Genomic DNA, 23,962 nt, shown 5'->3' on the forward strand with positions numbered 1-23,962 from the left:
ACCTCCACTCATTCCTGCCTGTATGCAGGATCGTTTTCATTAATAATATTGATGACGGCCTTGTCGCCTGCGATATCGTTCAAGCGAGCCCAACGCTCGCAGATTCTAAGCTTAATCGCATAGGCGTAGACGTGCTTGATGGTCCCCTCGCCTACACCGGCAAGGCTATCCACAAGCCAAAAACGGGCGCGGTCGATATCCTGTTCCTTTTCAAGCGGATTTGACTTCATGAACGCGTCCTGGATCATCTTCGCAAAGGTGACGTCATAACCAGAGAATGAACGTTCCGCAAAACGCACTTCAGGGCCCCACGCCTGGGCGCGGAGCCTTCCTGAAACATTTCTCATCTGGGTTTCGCGGGACTGGTATTCCCTAACAAATTCATCATCGCACTCTTCGCCCGCTAAGAGGGCGTCGAGCGCTTCGAGTTCTGGGGCATCCAGCACACCTTCGCAACGGCCACGGAACTCGGCCATGCTAAGGGGCGGAACGTCGCCCAGTTCTAGCATCGGAAGCGATGCCATCAAATATGCTGGACTGCTCATTGGACCGCCTTATTTGCCCTGGGCGGCCTTGTTTACAATCTTTGCAAGTTGCGGTCTGAGCAAGGCAGAAAGAGATTCCGCCATAGCCTGTTCTGTAAATTCGTGGCTGACCTTGCCGCCATCGAGCTTCACGCGGAAACCAAACTTGACGCCCTTGTCGCTTTCGACCTTGACGCCAGCCTTGAGCTGCTTTGCAAACTCGCCCATCACGAAGCTCGTGAGGGCATTGGCATCGGCTTCGGAGAAGTTAATTTCGATGTCGGAGGTGTAGCTCTTTGCAACCGTGAGGAGCATGTTCTTCACGGTCGATTCATCGAGAGACTTGTCAATCTGGAGGCTGAGAAGATCAAGAATCATCTTTTCGAGGTTCTTGCCCACCGAGAGGAGCAAATCGCGAGCGGACTGTTCCAACGTGCGTTCGCTGCGTTCTGTAAATGCTTGTGCTTCCTTATCGGCGTTTTCGAGTTTTGCTTTGGCTTCGTCTTCGGCTGCCCTGACAATTTCGGCCGCCTTGTCCTTTGCCTTAGAAATAATATCTGCTGCTGCGAGTTCTGCCTTTTCGACAGCATCCTTCTGGATGCGTTCCATAAGGGCTTGCAAATCTTCTGCCATTTAAATCTCCAAATTGAACCAAAACACCCCTTTCAAGGGCATTTTTATTAAACACAGAAAAGAATATACTAGGAAAATTTGGAAAAAGACAAGAAAATCGACAAAAAATTGCGAAAATATTGTTTACTTGCACAATTGGAGGATAAAAAGACCAAAAGGAGCGACAAAAGGCGTAAAACCTCGACAGAAAATGGAAAGCGCTTTACAAAATTTGGGAGAAAAAGCCTTCGAAAAGTCCAGATGGTAAAACTAGTTCACTTTCCAATAGCCGTTTTTGTTGGCCCCAACTCGGGCAATCAGGTTTTGCTTTTTCAGCATCTGCAAATCTCTTTTGATTGTTTTTTCAGTAACACCAAATTTTTCAGCAAGATTTTGTGCCGACACATGAGGGTCTTTAATAAGAACTTCAATAATCTTTTTCTGTCTATCTTTTATAGGGACATTTATAGGGACATTTATAGGGACATTTTTGCTGTTTTGAGATTTTTTGTAGTCAACATGCAGATAGCGGTTTTTCAGTTCGTTATGTTCTCCCATTAGCAAGTTGCGGAAGAACTTTTCAAGATGCTCCGGCTCCTGTTGGATTCCCTTCGCCACATTTTTGTAATTGGCTCGGACAAGCGCATTCCTGAAATACCACGAATTCTTGGCGAAAATGTCATTTCCGACCTTGAATCCCATAGAATGCAAGTACTTGATGGTAAAAACAGCGGTCGTACGCGTATTACCTTCGCCAAAGGCATGAATCTGCCACAAACGCGAAACAAAAGACGACAAATGACGGACAATTTCGTCCATACTCAAGTCGCTGTAATTGAACTCCCGTTCGCGTTCAAAATCGTAATCCAAAGCCATCCGCAATTCAAACGAAGCTCCATACATCACGGAATCCCCGTTCAACACCCACTCCTTTTTCGAAATGTTGTATTTGCGGATTTCGCCAGCATTTTTGAGAACCCGATCAAAAAGACGCTTGTGGATAGCAATCAAAAAGGACGGAGAAAAGCTAAACGCTTTTTCACTCAGAACTTGGGCAATACGAGCTGAAACTTTATCCGCTTCTTCCGTTTCGTCGTTGTCATCCGTACGTTCAGTCTTTGATTCGTAATAAGAATCAATAAGAGCCTGAGCCTTATTTAAGGAAATCTCCCCCTCAATGTTCTTCTTGGCTACTTCAAGCAAATAATCCGAAGGTGTCAGACCATCGACTTGCTGCAAGCCGATAGCCGTTGACCACGCATAGGACTTTTCCCGCTTAGCGGGCTCAACCTGACGAATGTATTCTTCAAAATCTATTTCGGACGGTTTCTTCCGCATCGGATTTCCTTGCTGTTTTCTAGTCCTTAAAATAACTTTTTGTGTTTTCTTGTGCAATAGGTTCAGCATTTCTCCCTTTTAGGAGGGGCAAGTTTTCCCCTCGCTCGCACAGCGTCGCTCGCGACCCTTTCTAGCGGGGGCACCCCGCAACGCCCCGACCTCAGAATCAATCTGTTTCCGCAATTGCTCTACAAACGCCCGCAAAGTAGTGTTCATCATTTTACATTCAAAAAAAATTTTCAATGAACCCTAAATTCATCTTGTAAAACAGCGGCATATTCATTGCCAAGTTTAATCATCACATCGACAATTATTTCAAACGAATCGCTTAAAGTCTTATCATTCTTTATTTTATCAGAGTGACTATAAAACGATTCGGTTAAAACAGAGCGTGCAACAGGAAATACAAAATCGTGAGAATCCCATAAACAAGAATTCTTTTCCTGATAAGCAGCATTCAAGCATGAGGCAACAGACGGCAATATTTCTGGAAGAAGTTCTTTTAAATGCAACATTTGAATTGTCTGGAACATTTCTGACAGGTTGAATTTTCCATATTTTTCAAATTGCCCGTTAACAAAAAGTTTATCTTCATAGGAATAATGTGTTTTCAATTTTTCTAAATCGGTAGTGTAATTTGGGCCCTCATAAAGGCATAAAAAACGGCAAAATAAATTCTTAACATTTTCGTTCGCAATCAAAGCAACCTTATTTTCTATATATCGTATTTTTTTCTCAATTTCTGATCGTTTTGACGAATTTTCATAGGAATCAAAATATTTTGTACCTAACCAAATGAAGATGTCTTGATAAAACTGGATTGAATTTTCTTTGAAGTTAGAGAAATCAACTTCATCAAAAAGAAAATCTATTTCTCGATTTGCAGAGCCTTCTTTTTCAATAATCTCATATATGAAGAAATCTTGAATATTTTGAATTGTATAAATACCAAATTTATATTCCGACGCTCTTTGGCTCATTGAATCATTCCAAGTTCGAAGAATACTAAAAACAAGTTGTCGCATTATACAAGCAAACGATTCATTTTCAAGGTTTAATCCACAATTCGATATGGAGCTCAAAGTCTCCACATTATAATCTTTTGAAAGAAATAAACCATTCTTTATTTCTTGATTATTAAACAAATCTTCTTTCAAAATCTGATTACAATTCGTCATCAAATCATAGTATGATTTGTTTTGATTCGCTAGTTGAACAATGACTGTAAAAAATTGTTCAGCAACAGCAATATTCTTTTTCAGATAATGACGTACTGTTTTCAAAAGATCTTTAATGATGCCATTTGGCCCCTGGAACATCAGTAAAAACAGCATTAACTTTTTAATTTCAAATCTAACATGGCTCGATATTTTCGCAGACAGCTGTTCCCATAGATAAGGAACCATTTGGTTGTCTGAAAGAAATGAGCCGTAATTAAGATATTGGAACAATCCACTTACCCATATCATACATAAAGAGTCTCGACGTTCTTGAGACATATCCTTATTAGACAATGAAATTGAAATGAGATGAATCAACCGATTCTCAAAAAATGACTTTGCTTCTTTTCTTTGCTGAGCAATATCAAGAATAGAGTCTATTGCAGAATCAACGGATTCAAAATTTATAGTTCCATCGGCATTTTTTATTGGTTTTTCTTGAAAACATTGAGCCAAAAAATCATCACAATTTACATTATCTTTTTGTTTCTCAACAAAGTCTTTTGCTGCCCCAGTGGCAACTGGAGTAATTGAAACCATACTAGAAGAAACATATTTTTTCTCCGCGATTCGCACATCCATTTGTTGGATATGCAAATAATCTTCTGCATTTTTTTTGTCATTTAATGTTATAGAATAAAGATAGTCTAGAATGTCATGACATTTTTTTCTCAAAGGCTCCGGACCATTCAGCTGTAAATCAACAATATAATTTCTTAACAAGCAATCACATTTGGGATCCAAAACATACTGCGATTTTACATCAACCCCTAGAATTTGTTTCATTTGATTTTCTGAAATCAACACGGCTTGATCTTTATGATACAAGCAGTAGCGCTGAATATCCCAACGCAGCACCTTTCTGCAGGAAACTAAATCAATAACATAGCCAGGGAGTTCATTTTTAAAATGCAGGCCAACATCTTCAATTACAGACAACAAAGCAAAATTGTTCGACATTTCATAAAATTTTCTTCTTACATTATATGCAAATTTTTGGAACGACGGAACATCATCTAACAGGACCGTCATCCAATTGATTATCGTTATTTTCAAATTATAGATTATATCACTTATCACCAAAGGAATCTGATGTTCTACATAAGAACACATATACAGATAACAATTTCCAATATATTCCCTTTCTCGATTTTCTTCTATAAAATAAATCTTACAAGATTCAATTTTCTCAGGTTTATTTTTTACAAAAGACAAAACACAATGATTTACAAATTCAGTCGCCCATTCGAAGGCTTTCCAAAAATGGAGATTTAATAAACAAACAAAAAATGGATTACCATGTTCTCGTCCAAATGTAAAATGATGATCAGAAGCAAAGTCGCTTAATCCAAACAGATCACATTTATCAAAACGATCATAATCATTATGTTTTTTTATTTCACCTGATTTCAACCAGAAAACGTTCGCTAAATCACATAAATCTTCTGGAAGTTCTTTTACAAGATTTTTACAGACATGTTTTACTAATGTCCACTGAACCAATTCTTCTGATAAATATTGAACTTCTCTATTAGAAGATCTCAAGCCACATTTTAAATCATACAAAAAGTTTTTTAACCATTCTTTCGCAGCATCCGCCAATTGATACAAAACACTCAAATATGGTGCAAAATCTTTAATTGATTTATAATTCCACTTTTCTTGTTCATTTTTCTTTAATTCGTAGTAATATTCAACGATTACACAAACTGAATTAGAAACTGTTACATCACGATTTCTTACATTAGAATAGTCGGTGCATAATTTAAGAACATAAGATTCTTCTAATCCATTTTTGTAAAGATCTTTTGATTCAATTATCCTTATCAAGCATTCTCTAGATTCACCTACTGGTTCCAATTTTAAATAGTTGTAATCAAAATTGCCTTTTACAAATTTTCCTTCAAAACCATATAGGTTCACAATTTTGATAAACTCAATTAACAAATTATCATCAATCAATTTTTGCGAATACTGGTCAAAAAATAAATGGCTGTACTTTGACTTTACAATACCGATTTGTGTTTGTTTCTTCCACGCATTGTTATCGTAATGAGAGAAAATCAATTCATGTAAAAATTTTTTGCGAGATTCAAGTGTGAAGATCTTGTTAGAAACCCATATTTGGTATCGACGATAAGCACACCGACCTAAAGAATCTATATCACTAAAGAATTTTGAATAATCGCCCTTGCAATCAGCAAAAAATCTATCAAACTTATGTTCAAAACAAATGTCTTCAAAAATATCATAGCTTAAACGAATCAAATCACCATTCTGAACCACAATTTTTTCCGACAGAAGAAGATTCAATACTTTTGAATCCAAATCATCTTTATTTACGCCAAGTGTAAAATTTTTTGCTCTATCGAAGACAATCTTCTCAACAATATTTTGAATTACAGAGCAATCAATGCCATGTTTTGAGGCTTTTGAACGAAGACAAATAACATCGTTCCAAATAATCTTTCTCAACTCATTCTCTTCATTAATTTCAAAATCATCGCCCAATTTTGATACAATCAAGTTTACATAGAACGGACTTTTCAGAAAATCAGAATATCCTTTCTGACTTTTTATTTTTTTTAAGCAAGGAAAGTATTGAATAATAGACTCAACCTCTCCTGCATTCAACTCACTTATTTCATAGTCCTTAACTTTGTAATTAGACCACAACTTTGCAAATGAATTTTTATCGGACGTCCTGCAAGATGCTACAACATAGACATTTTTATAATCTCTAGATAAAGCAAAGATTTCTTGAAGCTTATTTTTTTCTGATTCTGTATTGTCCGCTATAAATTCAAGAGCATCTATAAATATGCAAAGTTTTTCTTGAAAACCATTTTCTAAAAGAGAATCTAGATCACAGTTCCAAATTTCGGAAATATTATTACAGGAAGCAAGCCGCTCCGCTCTTGAGTATAGAACATATCCTTCACATTCAAGAAGCATCTTGCACAGAGCCGATTTTCCTGAGCCAGGCTCTCCGACAATAGCAATTAAGTGACAATCATCTTTCTTGATTTGATTTATTATTACAGAACGATCGATTTCATATTCACCGTTGATTTTACAATCAATATTGAGAGAATCATCTCTTTTATAATGATTTACCGCTTTAAGAAATTTCCGTTTATTATCTTCCTTTCCCTGATTTTTTAGTTCTTCCAATGAAGACAGGATTTTTTCATTTCCTTTTGAAACGGAATCATGGAGAATTCGTTCTCCTGGGGTCATTATAGAACGATTATATTCATTAAAGCCATCTAAAACGCGAATGATAAACAATTCAACGTTTTTTCTATCCGTTTCATTCAATTTCAGATTAGGATTTTGTTCAAAATAATCCTGTATAATTTTTTGTTTTTCATCTTCAGAAAAAATATGTTCTCTATATTCAGAGTATGATTCTTCCTTAAAGCGATTAATACAAGCATCCACAACTACGTTATCGGATTTCCATTTTTTCGACAAAATTTTTTGTTTTCTAAAAAAATTGCCAATTAAAGGTATTTTTGCCCAAAAACATTCTTCTAATGTTACACAAGCACTTATTAGTTCAATTATTGCTACAAACGTCAACTCCATATTACCCCCTTTAACATTACAACACCTTAAACAATTGTTCGAGTTTGGTGACGATTCGTTTTTGTTCGGCTAGGGGCGGAATCGCTATGATTGTTTTCGCAATATCATTTAGGACCCAATTCTTATTCCCAACGCCTCGAGTATGTTCCCTAACTTGATTTTGAACCAAAGGAGATTTTATTAAATACACAAAAAAAGAACTATCAATTAGATTTGGGAAAAATTTTATCAAAGCCAAGCTTACGAATAAACTGAATTGAAAATCAACATCTACAATCACAGGAATACCCGTTGTTCCAACTTTTGATAACAATAAATCTCCTTTTTCAGGATTACATCTTTGATTTAGGATATCAGATTCTTCTTTTGAAACAAATTTTGTATTTTCAAAAGAAAGTCTTCCAGAACTCATGTTCTTTACGGATACAAAGGGAATTCCCGATTCTGTATATTTAGGAGTTTTATGAGTTCCATCTGAAAGGAGCCAAACAATATCTTCTAATCTGCACCATTCCCAATTTGAGGGTAACTCGAAAGGTAAGTCTTCTTCCGCTATGGAATCACAATTCAAATCTTTCTTTTTGAGTTTTCCCTGTTTAACAAGAGACTCTTTTTCTTTTCGGATTTTAGCAAGGAGAACGGAGGCGGGTTCGTCTTTGGGGTTCTGTGGGACGAGTTTGCCTTGGATGGCTTCTTGGAGGATGCTTTTTTTGAGGGCTTCGGGGAGTTCCTTGTTGAGTTTGTCGAGTTGTTCCTGGGCGGCTCCATATTCTTCTGCGAGCGGGAGAACTTGTTCAAGTTTTGCGACAATTCGTTTTTGTTCGGCTAGGGGCGGGAGGGGAAAAAATAATGGATAAATTTTCTTCCCCGACACAACAGGTTGTGCTGTTGCATTATGACTTTTCCCTAAATCTAAAAATTTCAAACAGAATACAAGAAACTCACGATTTATTTCGCTTTTAGGATAATCTGTAATAAATGCGTTATCGGTAACCCACGCTTTGTTAGGTGTTACATGAACACTTCCACAATAAAAGCCTACACGGCCAATAACAACAGTTTCTTCGAATACATTTGCTTCTGTATGATAACCCGTAATGCCATTTCCACCAAAAACAGGAATATCACCCTTTTTCATATCTTTTGAAACTAAACCATCGCCAGAAGATATTTTAATAAGGTTTCCAAGTCTACACCACGCCCATGTTTCAGGGATTTCAAACGGTATTTCATCTGAAATATCCTTGGGGGTGGCGGTGCCGACTTGTTCGTACCACACGCCGTTTTCACGATAGATGCGGGATGTCGGGTTCTTGGATTGCTTCGTCGCCTTAGCTCCTCGCAATGACGTTTTTTTAGAACCTTTACTGGATTCTTCGCTACGCTCAGAATGACGAGAGTCGCCGGCGTTTCGAGATGCGGCGAGGCGTTCCAATAATTTCTGGGCGGGTTCGTCCTTGGGGTTCTGCGGAACGAGTTTACCTTGTATCGCCCATTGCAGAATGCTGTTCTTGAGTTGCTTTCCGTCCATCGTCGCTAGCTCCTAGTTCCCCGAACGGAGTCGGGGATGACTATAGTGTCGATTCCCAAAAGTTTTTGGATTTCTTCAAGCTTTTTGTCAATCTTGGCATCCAGCGCGGCGCGTTTCTTGTGGTAGTCTTCCAGAAGTTCTGCGGGCGGCAACACTTCCTCTTCTTCCTTGGGGAATTTGCACTGGTCAAAGTTGCAGTCCATTTCCACGAGTTCTTCGGGGGTGAACTTGCGGGACTTTTCGCTCACGACTTCGCCGTCGTCGTTGGTCTCGAGGATTTCTTCGCGGTTGTTCCACCAGTCCATTATGGGTTTGCAATGCTCCAGGCGCATAGGCTTCGTCTTGCTGAAGTGCTTGTAGCCTTCGGGCATGTCGAGGCGGTAGAACCAGGTTTCCTTGGTGCTGAATCCTGTCGGTGCGCCCTTCGCTTTTTCGTTGTCAAAGAACAGGATATTCGTAGCGATGCTCGTATAAGGGCTGAATATGCTGCCCGGCAAGCGAATGACGGTGTGCAGGTTGAATTCGCGGAGCAGCTTCTGCTTGATGGCGAGTTTTGCGCCGTCGGTACCGAACAAGAACCCGTCGGGGATAATCACGCCCGCGCGGCCCATCTTTTTGAGGCGATACATGATGAGCACAATGAAAAGGTCGGCGGTTTCGCTGCTCTGCATATTCATCGGGAAGTTCAGCTTGGCATTCATGCCGGTGCTGCCGCCATAGGGCGGGTTCATGCCGATGCAATCTACCTTGTCGCTGTCCTTGAATTCCGTCACCTTGCGGCCGAGCGAATCCGTGTGGGTGATGTTCGGCTCTTCGATGTCGTGGACAAGCATGTTGGTTATCGAAAGCAGGTATGGGAGCGGTTTCCACTCTTGCCCGACAATGGACGACTGGAATTTCTTTTCGTCGCTCGTGGTCTTTACGGAGGGTTTCAGGTAGTTCAGGCAGCTGGTCAAGAAGCCGCCCGTTCCGCTGGTAAAGTCGCCAAAGGTTTCGCCGAGTTTCGGGTGTAATTGTTGCACAATGAAGTCCGTCAAGGCTCGCGGAGTGTAGAATTCGCCCGCGTTGCCTGCACTCTGCAAATCCTTCAGGATTCCTTCGTAAATGTCGCCGAAGGTGTGGCGGTCATCGGCGTCGCTAAAGTCTACTTCGTCAATGATGTTGATGAGCTTGCGTAGGATGATGCCGTCTTTCATGTACTGGTTCAAATCTTCGAAGACCATCCGCACAATCGCCTTGCCGCGAGGGGTATTCTCGTTTACGGGCAAGTTCTTGAGCGTCGGGAAAAGTTCGTTGTTCACGAACGCGAGCAACGCGTCACCCGTAAGCGCCTTGCCGTCTTTTTCATCTACAGCCCAGTTGCGCCAGCGCATTTTTTCGGGGATGATGGATTTATACTTGTCCTTGGTGCATTCCCAGATTTCTTCTTGGGCGTCATAGACCTTCAAGAAAAACATCCACACCATCTGTTCGATTCGCTGGGCGTCGCCGTTGATGCCGGCATCGCCGCGCATTTCGTTCTGCAATCTTTTGACCAAGTTGTTTACGGACATATATTACCTTATAAAACCTTATTTGACAATCCAGCGACCGGTTTTGTCGGAGCCTTCGCGAGCAATCACATCCAAGTCTTGCAACTTGGACATTTCACGATCGATCGTCCTTTCTGAAACCTTTAATTTTTTTGCAATCATTGCAATGGTGACATCACCATCGTTTATCATATCAATAATTTTCTTCTGACGCAACGAGAGCTTAATGTCGTTTGCCAATGCAGTCCCCTCTTCAACAGGAATATCCTTGAATTGTTTCAATGTATCAAGAATATTCTGGAGCATGAATTCAATAAACGGACTGCACTCCCCCGCCACTGAAGACTTCGCAATAGCATCATAATACTTTTGCTGGCTGGCATAGACCATATTTTCAACCGGCAAATGTTCAAAGGCGGGGTTCCACTTACCGAGAATAAGCGACTGCCACAAGCGCCCCATACGACCATTTCCATCGCTAAACGGGTGGATAAACTCAAACTCGTAATGGAAAATGCAAGAACGAATCAGCAAATGTTCCTTGCTCTTTTTTAACCATTCAAACAAATCAGCCATCAACGCAGGAACTCTGCCTGGCGGAGGCGCTAAATGGATGCACTTTTTTCCATTGAACACGCCTTCGTTACAACTACGGAACCGCCCTGCATCATGAGCTATTCCGAGCATCATTACGCCATGAGCCTTTAACAAATCCCTAATAGAAAAGGGATTGAGCTTAGGGTATAATTCATAAGTTGCCAAAGCGTTTTTGACTTCAATGATTTCGCGTTGTGGAGCAAGAACTCTTTTGCCGTTGATAATGTCGCTCACTACATTTTCGCTTAATGTATTACCTTCTATAGCAAGGGAGCTGTGAATGCTCTTAATTTTATTCGCCTTACGCAACTTGAGCTTATCCGCTTGTTCCAAGCGAATGACAAAGCGCTCTATCAACGACGAAATTTCCGTTGCAAGAGAAAGAATCTCAGAATTCAATTTAAAGGGCGGCTGATACACTTATTACTCCGACATATAACCTGACAAATAGAGCGACATTTACACTGACATTTACTACGACAATTAGACCGACAAATACAACGACATCGTAAATATATATTATGCGACATCGTCGGTCAAGTAGAGCTGTTTTTTCAGGTCTATAACGGCGGCTTCATAGCCTTCTCGCCCACCAAAGAGCTTCATAATCTTGGGTACTGTACCAATATGGCTGAACGGGTCCAATTTCAGAACGTCATTCTGCTCCATCTGTAAAATTCCATCGTCGGCATACTTAACAAGCAAAGCCTCTAGAACTTCGCGCGCCTTACCCTCATATTTCGCTAAATAATTACGCTTTTTCACATTATTTGCGCGCTCACGACGCGTCAATGGTTTCTGGTCAAAAGCCACATGGCAAATGATGTCGAAAACATCCACTTTAGCCAAGTCGGGATTCGCTTCGCGGATTGCATCAATCAGTACATCGTATTCCTTGAGTTCATCGACAATAGCGGCCTTACGAGCTTCGGCAGACCAGCGCTTGATAAAATCGTCCAACGTAGCGAACTTGCCACGGATGTTCTTGCGGGTAAAATCGGTAAAACTTTCAACCACTTGCGTTTTACCATCAGCGCCCAGATACGAGACCGTTTCGGCATCAATTTTTACTTCGACATGGTTGATGTAATACTTTTTCGGACCTGGATTGTAAGGATGCTTGGGCTCATGCAAACCACCACCGCCGCCACCATGCACAGGTTCTTCGGGCATTTCGGGTTCACCGTCAAATTCAGGATCCTTGAACATCTGCGTTGCATTACGGAAATCAAGGATTTCAAAATGCCATTTGCCCTTATCCGTCTTGAGTCGGGTGCCGCGACCAACAATCTGCTTGAACTCTGTCATCGAGCCAATTTCCTTGTCAATAACGATAAGTCCGCAAGTTTTGCAGTCTACGCCGGTACTCAACATTTCAGATGTCGTCACCACAACCGGGTAAGCTTCATCTGGCTCAATAAAGTTGCCAAGTTGCTTTTTCCCGACGGCATCATCGCCTGTAATGCGCATGACATAGCGGGAATCTTCCTTAACCATGTCAGCATTCAGGTTCACTAGCAACTGACGCATCGCTTCGGCTTCTTCCACATCGGTACAGAAAACAATCGTCTTGGTCATGCGACCAATCTTGTATAGCATCTGCGTAATGCGACGTGCGACAACTTCACGACGGGTCTTGATAACTAGTTCTCGTCCAAAATCCGGACGCTGATACAGCTGTTCCGGGATGACGTTGCCGAAAAGGTCTATTTCTTGAGGACCTTCTGGCGCCCAGCCCTTCAAATCCACATTCAAGAAACTGTTTGTCACACGATACGGAGCAAGGAAACCATCTTCAATACCTTGCTTCAACGAATACGTGAAAATCGGTTCGCCAAAGTATTCCAGGTTATTGGCACCATTCGCGACCTTAGGTGTAGCGGTCATGCCAATTTGCGTTGCTCCGCTGAAATATTCAAGAATCTTTCGCCATTCGGAATCTTCTTTTGCAGAACCGCGATGACATTCGTCCACAAGAATCAAGTCGAAGAATTCAGGCTTGAATGCGGTAAACGGATCGGGTACACCCTCGTCGTACGAAACCAGCTGTTGATACAACGCCATGTAGATTTCATAACTGGAATCCAGTTCCTTGCCCTTCACTTTTGTCATAATTTTCTTGAAGGGTTTGAAATCTTGAACCATGGTCTGGTTAATAAGGATATTGCGGTCAGCAAGATATAGGATTTTCTTTTTGCATTCAGACTTATGCAAGCGTTCGATAATCTGGAACGCCGTATAGGTCTTGCCTGTACCCGTTGCCATCACGAGGAGAATTCGTTTGTCTCCGCGAGCGACGGCTTCCACAGTGCGGTTAATCGCGATTCGCTGGTAATAGCGCGGAGCATGAGTGTCCGCATCCCAATAGTAAGGCTGGTTAATGACCTTTTCTTGTTCGGGAGTAAAATTCTTTTTTGCTCGTACGCGTTCAAGGAGCTGCTCACGTGTCGGGAACTTGTCTAGCGGAATTTCCGTTTCGGTTCCCGTCAAAAAGTCGTGTTCTACAAAGCCATCGCCATTGCTGCTGTAAGCAAAAGGGATGTCAAGAATCAGGGCGTAATCCATCGCCTGTTGCAAACCGCCACCTACAGGGTGATTGTTGTCTTTTGCCTCGACAATGGCAATTGGGTAATTCGGCGAAGAGTAAAGCAAGTAATCTGCCTTTTTACCCTGTTTGCGGGCATGCTTGCCACCTTGGAAAATAACGCGACCATCGGTGAAATACTTTTCCATACGCATATCTTCGGCCGCCCAGCCTACAGCGTTTAACGCCGGCGTTATGTAGCGGTTCTTGATATCTTCTTCGGAAAGTTCTTTCTTGTTCGGATCCATGAGCAAACCTTATTAGCAAATATACATCAAGAAAGTGACGAAAATCAGCAGAAAACAAGGATTTTAGAGCGTTTTAGGCAAGCCGGGCGTTGCGGGCTGGCGTCTGAAGCCCGCTCGAAGGGGTAGCGGAAGACTTGGTTGGAAACCAAGGCTGTAGCGAGGGGGATTCCTCCCCCATTCCTATAAAAAATGCTATATTTTCGCGCGAAAAATTATCTTCAAGGATACAACCATGAAACGTACACATAACTGCGGCCAGCTTCGCAAGGAAGATGTTGGCCAGATCGTAACACTCGCCGGTTGGGTGGATCGCCGCCGTGACCATGGTGGTGTGATTTTCGTTGACCTCCGCGACAAGTATGGCAAGACCCAGATCGTTTTCAATCCGGATTACAATGCCGATGTTTTGAAGACTGCCGAACAGCTCCGTAACGAATACGTTATTTACGTGACTGGTAAGGTCTACGCCCGCGAAGAAGGCAACACGAACGAAAAGCTCGCTACGGGTGAAATCGAAGTCAAGGCTGACAAGCTCGAAATTTTGAACGCCGCACTCACTTCTCCCTTGGCCATTAACGACCCGAACGAAGAATGCAAGGAAAACGACGACCTCCGCTTGCAGTACCGCTATTTGGACCTCCGCCGTCCGTGGATCCAGAAGAAGCTCCTCCTCAAGAGCCGTTTCCTCAAGGCCGTGTACGACTTCTTCTATTCTAACGGTTTTGAAAACATTGAAACTCCGTGCCTTTGCAAGTCCACTCCAGAAGGCGCACGTGACTACCTCGTGCCGTCCCGCGTGAACCCGGGCAAGTTCTACGCCCTCCCGCAGTCTCCGCAGCAGTACAAGCAGCTCTTGATGATTGCTGGCATGGACCGCTACTTCCAGATCGCCAAGTGCTTCCGCGACGAAGACCTCCGCGCTGACCGTCAGCCGGAATTCACGCAGATCGACGTTGAAATGTCCTTCGTCAACCAGGACGAAGTGATGGAAATGTTCGACAAGTTCGTGACTGAAGTTTTGGGCAAGGTTTGGAACTTCGAACCGCCGCGCCACATCCGCCGTATGAAGTGGGCAGAAGCTATGCTCAAGTACGGTTCCGACAAGCCGGACCTCCGCTTCGACCTCGAAATTCACGACGTGTCTGAAATCGGTGCAAAGTCCAACTTTGGCGTGTTCAAGAACTGCGTTGCCGCTGGTGGCAAGATCCGCGGTATCGCTGCTAAGGGTTGCGTTGACTTTACTCGTAAGCAGATCGACGAACTCACCGCTTACGTTGCCAAGTACGGTTCCAAGGGCCTCGTGTGGATGCGCGTCAAGGAAAATGACGAAGTTGAAACTCAGGTCGGCAAGTTCTTCACGACCGAACAGCTTAACGAACTCCGCGATGCTGTTGGCGCTAAGTGCGGCGACATGATGTTCTTCATCGCCGGTCCGGAAAAGATTGCAGCAACGGCTATGGGTCAGCTCCGCTTGGAAGTCGCCCGTATCAAGGGTCTCCGCGATCCGAAGAAGCGTGAATTTGTGTGGATTACCGAATTCCCGATGTTCGAATACAGCGACACGGAAGGCCGCTACATGGCTATGCACCACCCGTTCACGAACCCGCTTCCGGAACATTTGGACATGATGCTCAGTGGCAACCTCAAGGATTGCAACGCCGAAGCTTATGACCTTGTTCTTAACGGTGTGGAAATCGGCGGTGGTTCTATCCGTATTCACAACCCGGAAGTTCAGGAAAAGGTGTTCCGCCTGCTCGGCCTCTCCGAAGAACAGGTGAAGACCAAGTTCGGCTTCTTCGTCGATGCATTCAAGTACGGTGCTCCTCCGCACGGCGGTCTCGCCTTCGGTCTCGACCGCGTTGTTGCAACCATGGAAGGTGAAGAATCTATCCGTGACTACATCGCATTCCCGAAGAACACGAGTGCTTCTAGCCCGATGGACCAGTGCCCGAGTGAAGTGGACCTCCAGCAGTTGCAGGACATCCACATCTCCGTGCAGATGCCTAAGGGTAACGAGAAAAAGTAAAAGGTGATTCCCGCTCGGTGGCGGGAATGACAGCTTCCGCGAGAATCGCGGCACTCAAGATTCAGAAAAGAACCGTCGGTATTTGCTACCGGCGGTTCTTTGATTGTTGGATGGAGGAGGAGTCTTTTTTTATAAGTTCTTTTTCTGCTGTTTATGTTCATCGACATTGCCGCAGGGTTTCAGATGGCGGTAAACAGCGGGGTGCCCCGAGATGCTGTCGATGGAAAGAAAATGTGAGGATTCGGATACGGCTACACCGAATGAATCCGTTTGCCCTGTAAATAGGCTATTGATGTATCCCATGTCGTTCTCCTATATTTTCAAATTCTTCAGATATTGCGAGAGTTCCATGTTCGCGGAGTAATCCACCGGACACTCGATGATGCTCGGCACATTCTGGCGGAAGGCTTCGCGCAAGGTGCTCGGCAAGTCTTCGGTGCGCTCAATGCGGTAGCCCTTCAGATGCAAGGATTCGGCGTACTTGACGTAATCCGGATTCGTGAATTCGACCGCATAGCTGTCGCCATAGCGTTCTTCCTGTTTCCACTTGATGAGGCCGTAGCCGCCATCGGTAAAAATCAGCGTCACGAACGGGATGTGTTCGCGGTAAGCAGTCTCGAGTTCCTGGCTGTTCATCATAAAGCCGCCGTCACCCGTGACCGCCAAGACCTTTTTCTTGGGGTTCAAAAGCTTTGCAGCAATCGCGCCAGGCACCGCAATACCCATGGTCGCAAAACCGTTAGAAATAATGCAGGTGTTCGGGTGGTCGCAATTGTACTGGCGAGCAATCCACATCTTGTGCGCACCCACGTCCGAAATCAGAATGTCATCTTCATCCAGAACGAGGCGGATGTCGTGCAGCACCTTCTGCGGTGTCGGCGGGAAGCTCGTATCGTGATCGTAACGCGAATGCTCGGCCACCATCATCGCACGGATTTGCATGGCCCATTCCGGTTCCCAGGAGTTCGGACAAACGCTGCAGAGCGCATCGAGGGATGCAGAGATGTCGCCAATGATTTCTTCGTCGGGCTGATAGAATTTGTTCACATGGTTCGGCGTTTCGTCGATGTGAATAATCATCTTGTCACCATTCGGGTTCCACTTGGCAGGCGCATATTCCACGACGTCATAGCCAACAGCAATCACGAGGTCTGCCTGTTCCATGACGATGTTCGGATAATCCCTTTGCGGTAGTCCGATGCAGCCCATAAAATACTTTTCGCAAGTCGGGATTACACCCTTTGCCATCATGGTGCAAACGACTGGAATCTTGGACGAGGACACAAATGCACGCAAAGCCTCGGAAGCATGATTACGGACAGCGGAATGGCCTACAAGAACCACCGGGCGCTTAGCATTCGCAAAGACCCCGCCCGCCGCGAGAATCGCATCGGTGCTAGCGTACACGGTGTTTTCGCGATGGTGCTTCAGCGGAGTTTGAGCGACCTCGCCTTCGACTTCCATAGCGGCAATGTTGCACGGCAAGTCGATGTGGCATGCACCGGGCTTTTCCATTTCGGCATACTTGAATGCAATACGGACAATTTCATTCACCGTATCCGGGCGAACGACCTGCTTACTGCGCTTGGTAATCGGCGTAAACATGTTCACCAAATCCAAATATTGATGGCTCGTCAAGTGCATACGCTCTGTACCCACCTGCCCCGTAATGGCAATCAATGGAGCACCATCGGAGTTCGCATCGGCAACACCTGTAACAAGGTTTGTAGCGCCTGGACCAAGGGTCGAAAGGCAGACGCCCGCCTTCCCCGTCAAACGCCCATAGACATCAGCCATAAAAGCGGCACCCTGTTCGTGACGCACCGTAATGAACTTGATGGACGACTTCTTAATCGCTTCCATCAGTTCGAGAGTTTCTTCACCAGGGATTCCAAAAATGTACTTGACGCCTTCACTTTCTAAGGACTTGATCAAAACTTCAGCAGTGTTCATAATTTTAAAGGTCTCTTAAATGTCTCCGCGAAAGATTTGCAAAAACCGTGCCAAAAAGTGATTTTACCGTAAAAAAGCCAAATTTTGAAAGAAACAGGGCTCTGGAGAGCATTTTTTAAGGCATTTTGGGAGTTTTGCCGATTCCAAAGCTACAGCTTATACAAATAATGGAACGCACTTTTACACAACAAATTCCGTAATAGTTACAAGAAACGTAATGAATATATTATAAAAACACGCGATTTTAAGCCATATTAGTCTTGGCACATTTTTTGCGATTAAACGAGCATGGAATGTGTAGAGACAGAAGATACTTTTATCAAATCCATTTCGGCATTGTCGAAAGTGGAATTCGAGCACCGCTGCAGGCGTTTGCATAACGTTCTTGACGAGAACGATCTTTCGTCGAGCATGGGAGGCAACCACAAAGGTACAGACCCCATCCCTCTCGTGATTACGGCCGAAGAATGGAAAACGCTGGAAGCGGGTGTTGCGCAAAGGGCAAAGCTTTTCAATGCATTGGCAAAGGACATTTATGGCAAACAAAGTCTTTGGAAAAAAGGGAAATTGCCCGCTGCGCTGTTGTTCGCGAACCCAGATTTTTTGCAGGTTGTATGGAAAGTGCACCCGGTTGGCGATGTCTTTGTGAACTTAACATCGACCGATGTAGCAAGGCTCAAAGACGGAACGTTTGTGGCAGTGTCGGACCATTTGCAAGTACCCGACGGCTTGGGACGTGCGCTGGAGAACCGCATTGGCGTAAGCCGTGCATTCCCGGAACTTTTCCGCAGCATGCAAACGGAACGATTGGCAGGATTTTTCAAGAAGCTGATGGATGGCCTAGACGCCATGCACAAGAACATAGGAGGTGAAGGTGAAACCAGCAAGGTGGTACTTTTGGCATCGAGTCCGGACAATCCGCGGCGAGCAGAAGACGCAGTAATCGCCCGTTACCTGGGGATCCCACTTGTCGAAAACGATGACCTCGCGATTCGAAACATGCAGGTGTACATGAAGACGCTTATGGGACTCAAGAAGATTGGGACCATATTCCGCCGAGTGGAAGACGGCATGTGCGATCCGCTGGAACTGCGAATTGACAGTGGCGAAGGTGCTGTTGGCTTAATCAGTTCCGTCCGCGCAGGGAATGTGGCTATTGCAAACTTTCTCGGGACAGGCGTTCTGGAAACGCCCGTGTTCAAGCCGTTTTTGCCGGAGATTTGCCGCGAGCTTTTGGGTGAAGAATTGCTTTTGCGCGATGTGGAAACGCTTTGGCTCGGGAACGCCGATGATGCGGAGCGCGTGTTGGCGGAACCTGAAAAATGGATTTTCAAAAAGGCGTTCCGCGACGAAGGAAGTTTCAAGGAGGCAGAACCCAAGACTTATGCGACCATGACAACAACGGCTCAGCTCGCCCTGCTGCAAGCGGTCGAGAATGCACCCGAGCAATGGGTGACAGAAAGATCGATGGAGGTTTCGACAGTTTACGCTTACCGAGGAGAGTTCACTCCGGCAGTTTCGCTGATGCGGTTCTTTGCGGTGAACACAGCGAAGGAAACTTCGGTGATGCCGGGCGGTCTTGGAATTTTGGACAATGGACTTGGAGAAAAAGACATTTGGGTGCTTTCGGAAAATCCTGTAGCGAACTTTTCATTGCTCGCACCAGCAAGTCAGGCAATTACGCCGTCGAGAGCTGGAGGCGACCTGCCTAGCCGTGCGGCCGAGAACTTGTTCCGGCTGGGGCGAGCATTGTCATCATCGAACATGATGGCGCGTATCGCAAGAGGTATCGCGGTGAGGCTCTCGGACGAATCCTGGATGGACATGCCGGAACTGCCGTGGATACTGAAGGCGGGGCTTACAGACGAATCGCAGTCGAGGCTCGCGCAAGATCCCGAAAACGCACTCCGTTACTTTATCTTGCGCAAGGACAACAAGAACGGCATGCAATGCGTGCTGACGGAAATTCGAGAACTCGGCATGCAGTTGCGCGACCGCATTTCGGAGGATTTATGGCTTTACTTGAACGGATTTGGCATTGCAGAAGTGCCGGCAGGAACAGGTGCGGCAGCGCTGTTGCCCTACCTAAAGGAGGTCCTGTCGGACAGCGCTGCAGTGGCAGGGCTTGCAGCCGACTCCATGACGCGAGGCCACGAATGGCGCTTTTTGGAACTCGGTCGTGAAATCGAATGCGCCATCCGCACCTTGCAACTGGTCAAAAGTCTGCTGTACACCGCCCCCACTGACGAGATGACGAACTTGCGCTTGTTGCAAGCGGTTCTTGAAATCGGCGACGGGCTCATGACATACCACCGCCGCTATGGAGGCCGTTTGCAAGTAGTCCCCGTCATTGACTTGCTTTTGTCAGACGAATCCAACCCGCGAAGCGTCGCCTACCAGGTGGCAAAATTGCGGAAAGCCGCAAAGCACTTGCCCGGCAACGACCAGAGCGAAGCGACATTCTCGCCACTAGACCGTGAACTGATGCGCGTGCTTGCCGAGCTCCGCCTCGCAAACATCGAACAGCTTGCAGAAACTGTAGATAACAAAAGGGAGAACCTCATAAAACTTGTAGAAACACAGATAAATTCCATTGAACGAATTGCTGAAATCGTAAACAGGCTCTACTTAAGCCATGCGCCACGCGCAGGAGTTTTCCACGCGACAACCACGGATGTGTCGGAGGTTTAAGATGCCCATTTATCAAGTTGACCACGAGACCGTCTACGACTACCGCCTCCCCGTTCTTTACAGCAACCACCTTGCCCACATGCTCCCGCGAACTGTCAGCCGACAGAATTGGATTAGCCACAGCATCGAAGTGGAACCGAATCCAACAATTCGGCAGGAACGAACCGACATTTTCGGGAACAGAGTGTTGGCATTCAGCATTGAGCAGGAACACACGCACTTTAAATTCAAGACGACCGGCATTGTAGATGTTCAGGAAGAAGAACCGCCAAAACAAGGTAAAACAATGAAATGGGAAGATGTCGCAAAACTTTTGGAACGCCCGACAAGCGACGAGACGCTCGACGCCGCCATGTACGCCTACGCCTCCCCTTTCGCCAAGTTTGACGAATCGATCCGCAATTACGCGCTCGAAAGCTTTGAGCAGGGCCGCCCCATTTTTGACGCCGCCTACGAGCTCATGACGCGAATCTACACGGATTGCAAGTACACGCCGGGAGCCACAAGAATCGGGGCGCAGCCGCAGGAAATCTTGCGCGGGCGAAAAGGCGTCTGCCAAGACTTTGCGCACCTGATGATAGGCTGCCTGCGTTCACTGCATTTGCCCTGCCGTTACGTGAGCGGTTACCTCCGCACGCACCCCTGCGAAGGCCAACCCAAACTCGTCGGAGCCGACGCGACCCACGCCTGGGTCAGCACCTACATTCCCGGCCACGGCTGGGTAGAACTGGACCCCACCAACAATGTGCTTGGAGGTAACGAACACATTATACTCGCCTGGGGTAGAGACTTCGGGGACGTGAGCCCGTTAAAGGGCGTCATCACCGGAGGTGGCGAGCATACCTTGAAAGTGTCCGTGAACGTGGATTTGAAGGAATAGCCGCCCCCGGCAGGGAAAGCCGATCCCGGCATACTTCGACTGCGCTCAGCACAGGCTCCGGCCGGGATGACAGTAAAGGAACATTTAACATAAAAGCATAAGGAAACAAAACATGCGATTTGGAAATTACGACACCGAAGGCTTTTACGATGAGCTTTGCTTACCGGATGGGACTCCCCGCCCGGCTGCAGAGCCGTTGTTTACGAAAATCAACGAGCTTCCCGAAGGAGAACTGCAACGCCGCCAGATCATTGCGGAATCTGCGTTTTACGATAACGGAATTACATTCGCGGTTTACGGCAACAAGGACGGCAAGGACAAAATCATCCCCTTTGACGTCATCCCGCGTATTGTAAGCGCTGCCGACTGGAAGCACCTCGAAGCAGGCCTCAAACAGCGTACAGAAGCGCTAAACTGCTTTTTGACGGACATCTACAACGATCGTAAGATTTTGCGTGATAAGGTTGTTCCCGAAAGCCTCATCAACACCTGCACCGCTTACCGTCCGCAGATGGAAGGCTTTGTGCCGCCCAAAGGAATCTGGGCTCACATTACCGGCACAGACCTTGTACGCGATACCGACGGCACGTTCTACGTGCTTGAAGACAACATGCGTTGCCCGAGTGGCGTCTCGTACGTGTTGCAGAACCGCCAGATTCTCAAGAGAACCTTCCCGCAGGTATTCTCCAACTGTTCCATTCGCCCCGTAGACGAATACTGCACCCGCCTGCGCCACGCATTGGAATACTTGGCTGATTCAACAGCATCACCCAAGGTGGTGGTGCTGACTCCCGGCATCTACAATTCGGCGTATTACGAACATTCTTTTTTGGCACAGCAGATGGGCGTGGACCTTGTGACTGGCGACGACCTCGTGGTGCAAGACAAGAAGGTTTATGCACGCACGACACGCGGCCTCAAGCAGGTTCACGTGATTTACCGCCGTGTCGATGATGAATTCTTGGATCCGAAGGTTTTCCGCCCGGATTCTTGCCTCGGCGTGCCCGGACTGATTGAAGCTTACAAGGCTGGTAACGTAGCGCTTGCGAATGCGCCCGGTTGCGGCGTCGCTGACGACAAGGCGATTTACACCTATGTGCCGCAGATTATCAAGTACTATCTCGGCGAAGAGGCGATCATCCCGAATGTGCCGACATTCGTTTGCGAAAACCCAAAGCACATGCAGCATGTGTTAGACCACATCGAAAACATGGTCGTCAAGGCCGCCAGCGAATCCGGTGGCTACGGCATGCTCGTCGGTCCAAAATCGACAAAGGAGGAATGTGAGGCGTTCAAGAGCAAGATTATCGCGAACCCGCGTAACTACATTGCGCAGCCCATGATTTCGCTCAGCCGCGTGCCTTGCATTGTCGATGGCGGTTTCGAAGGTCGCCATGTGGATTTGCGCCCCTACATTGTGCAAGGGCGAGAGACTTACATTCTCCCCGGTGGCCTCACTCGCGTAGCACTCCGCAAGGGTTCTATCGTGGTGAATAGCTCGCAGGGCGGCGGATGCAAGGACACTTGGGTCATTGCCGAAAACGAAAAGGCTCCGGAACTCGGACAAGCCAAACTTTGGATGGAACAACAACAGCAACAACAATAGGAATTTAGAAGTAGGAAGTGTAATATGTTAAGCAGAGTCGCAAATTCCATTTATTGGCTCGCCCGCTATATCGAACGCGCCGAAAACGTCGCGCGAAGCATCGATGTGAACCTCCAGCTGCAACTGGACTTGCCCGGCGAAGAACGCCCTTGGGAACCGGTGATTCAGATTGCTGGCAACGCCGATGACTTTTTCAAAAAATACGCGCACGTTTCCATTGAAAACGCGCTCATGTTCTTGACGTTCGATAAGGAAAATCCGAACAGCATCATTTCGTGCGTCGGGGCCGCCCGTGAAAATGCTCGCTGCGTCCGCGAAAGGATTTCTTCGGAACTGTGGATTGCCATCAACCAGTTTTACTTGAAACTGAACGACCCCGAAATGCCGAAGGAAGCGTTGGCAGGTCCACACGCCTTTTACAACAGCGTCAAGGAATTCAGCCAGCTCACGGCAGGCATCATTCAAGGCACGATGAACCACGATGTCGCCTGGAACTTCACGCATCTCGGCACATTGCTCGAACGCGCCGACCAGACTTCGCGTATTCTGGACGTCAAGTATTACATCTTGCTTCCGGATGTGAGCATGGTGGGCATGGCGCTTGATACCGTGCAGTGGAACGCCGTTCTCAAGAGCGTCGGTGCGTACGAGATGTTCCACCGCCGCAATTCGAATGTGACGCCGCACAACGTCGCGGAATTTCTTTTGCTCTCCGAAGACTTTCCGCGTTCCTTGCGCTACTGCTTGGAAAAAGCGGAGCAGTGTCTCAAGAACATCGCCTACCCAGTCAAAAGCAAGGCGGAATCCATCCGCCTCTTGGGCAAGCTGCGTTCCGACATCGCGTTCACCACCATCGAAGAAATCATCGACCAGGGGCTTCACGAACAAATTGAAAAAGTCCAGATTCGACTAAACGAACTCGGCAATCAAATCTGGAAAGATTTTTTCTGCTAAAAAAAAATGACAGAAAAATAACAGCACAAAATCAGTCACAAACTCCTTTTTTTTGTGCCATTTTACCCCATTTCC

The 23,962-nt window shown here is 45.9% G+C and carries 15 protein-coding genes; 5 read left to right on the top strand and 10 right to left on the bottom strand.

The features are described 5' to 3' along the window. Nucleotides 1–8 precede the first annotated feature (8 nt). The 8 genes from B7991_RS13330 to hsdR all read right to left on the bottom strand — a co-directional run bounded on the left by B7991_RS13330 (nt 9) and on the right by hsdR (nt 13,777). Nucleotides 9–545 carry a hypothetical protein gene (locus tag B7991_RS13330; protein ID WP_088631267.1) on the bottom strand — a complete coding sequence of 179 codons (537 nt, stop codon included), beginning with the start codon at nt 543–545 and terminating at the stop codon, nt 9–11. Nucleotides 546–554: 9 nt separating this feature from the next. Further along, on the bottom strand, nt 555–1,157 hold the full coding sequence (locus B7991_RS13335) for an ATPase (protein ID WP_088631268.1): 603 nt from the start codon (nt 1,155–1,157) through the stop codon (nt 555–557). A gap of 249 nt (nt 1,158–1,406) precedes the next feature. Next, nucleotides 1,407–2,474, bottom strand: coding sequence for an HTH domain-containing protein (locus B7991_RS13345; protein ID WP_088631270.1), 1,068 nt, complete (start codon nt 2,472–2,474; stop codon nt 1,407–1,409). A 239-nt stretch (nt 2,475–2,713) separates the two neighbouring features. Then, nucleotides 2,714–7,285, bottom strand: a complete 4,572-nt coding sequence (locus tag B7991_RS13350; protein WP_088631271.1) for an ATP-binding protein — start codon at nt 7,283–7,285, stop codon at nt 2,714–2,716. A 16-nt stretch (nt 7,286–7,301) separates the two neighbouring features. Further along, nucleotides 7,302–8,816: a restriction endonuclease subunit S gene (locus B7991_RS13355; RefSeq protein ID WP_088631272.1), complete on the bottom strand. Its 1,515-nt coding sequence runs from the start codon at nt 8,814–8,816 to the stop codon at nt 7,302–7,304. 5 nt (nt 8,817–8,821) lie between these two features. Next, on the bottom strand, nt 8,822–10,369 hold the full coding sequence (locus B7991_RS13360; RefSeq protein WP_088631273.1) for a class I SAM-dependent DNA methyltransferase: 1,548 nt from the start codon (nt 10,367–10,369) through the stop codon (nt 8,822–8,824). An 18-nt stretch (nt 10,370–10,387) separates the two neighbouring features. Then, nucleotides 10,388–11,344, bottom strand: coding sequence for a Fic family protein (locus B7991_RS13365; protein WP_217898067.1), 957 nt, complete (start codon nt 11,342–11,344; stop codon nt 10,388–10,390). Between the two features lie 120 nt (nt 11,345–11,464). Next, nucleotides 11,465–13,777, bottom strand: coding sequence for an EcoAI/FtnUII family type I restriction enzme subunit R (gene hsdR / locus B7991_RS13370; RefSeq protein ID WP_088631275.1), 2,313 nt, complete (start codon nt 13,775–13,777; stop codon nt 11,465–11,467). Between the two features lie 232 nt (nt 13,778–14,009). Here hsdR and aspS point away from each other — a divergent pair, with 232 nt between their 5' ends. After that, entirely contained in the window at nt 14,010–15,803 is a 1,794-nt protein-coding gene (aspS, locus tag B7991_RS13375; RefSeq protein WP_088631276.1) for an aspartate--tRNA ligase, read from the top strand. A 129-nt stretch (nt 15,804–15,932) separates the two neighbouring features. Here the strand turns inward: aspS and B7991_RS14910 are convergent, their stop codons facing one another. Then, nucleotides 15,933–16,106 carry a hypothetical protein gene (locus B7991_RS14910; protein ID WP_015732430.1) on the bottom strand — a complete coding sequence of 58 codons (174 nt, stop codon included), beginning with the start codon at nt 16,104–16,106 and terminating at the stop codon, nt 15,933–15,935. A 9-nt stretch (nt 16,107–16,115) separates the two neighbouring features. Then, a complete protein-coding gene (locus tag B7991_RS13380) occupies nt 16,116–17,756 on the bottom strand; it encodes an acetolactate synthase large subunit (protein WP_088631277.1) in 1,641 nt (546 codons plus the stop codon). Between the two features lie 288 nt (nt 17,757–18,044). Between B7991_RS13380 and B7991_RS13385 the strand changes: the two genes are divergently transcribed. From B7991_RS13385 to B7991_RS13400, 4 genes are all read left to right on the top strand, one after another. Continuing rightward, nucleotides 18,045–20,447, top strand: coding sequence for a circularly permuted type 2 ATP-grasp protein (locus B7991_RS13385; RefSeq protein WP_088631278.1), 2,403 nt, complete (start codon nt 18,045–18,047; stop codon nt 20,445–20,447). Nucleotide 20,448: 1 nt separating this feature from the next. Continuing rightward, the gene (locus tag B7991_RS13390; protein WP_088631279.1) at nt 20,449–21,327 is read left to right on the top strand and encodes a transglutaminase family protein; all 879 of its coding nucleotides are present in this window, start codon (nt 20,449–20,451) and stop codon (nt 21,325–21,327) included. Between the two features lie 112 nt (nt 21,328–21,439). Further along, nucleotides 21,440–22,933 carry a circularly permuted type 2 ATP-grasp protein gene (locus B7991_RS13395; protein WP_088631280.1) on the top strand — a complete coding sequence of 498 codons (1,494 nt, stop codon included), beginning with the start codon at nt 21,440–21,442 and terminating at the stop codon, nt 22,931–22,933. A gap of 24 nt (nt 22,934–22,957) precedes the next feature. After that, nucleotides 22,958–23,887: an alpha-E domain-containing protein gene (locus B7991_RS13400; RefSeq protein WP_014544941.1), complete on the top strand. Its 930-nt coding sequence runs from the start codon at nt 22,958–22,960 to the stop codon at nt 23,885–23,887. The last annotated feature ends 75 nt before the right edge of the window (nt 23,888–23,962 follow it).

This window comes from Fibrobacter sp. UWB3 (assembly GCF_002210405.1).
GTDB lineage: Bacteria > Fibrobacterota > Fibrobacteria > Fibrobacterales > Fibrobacteraceae > Fibrobacter.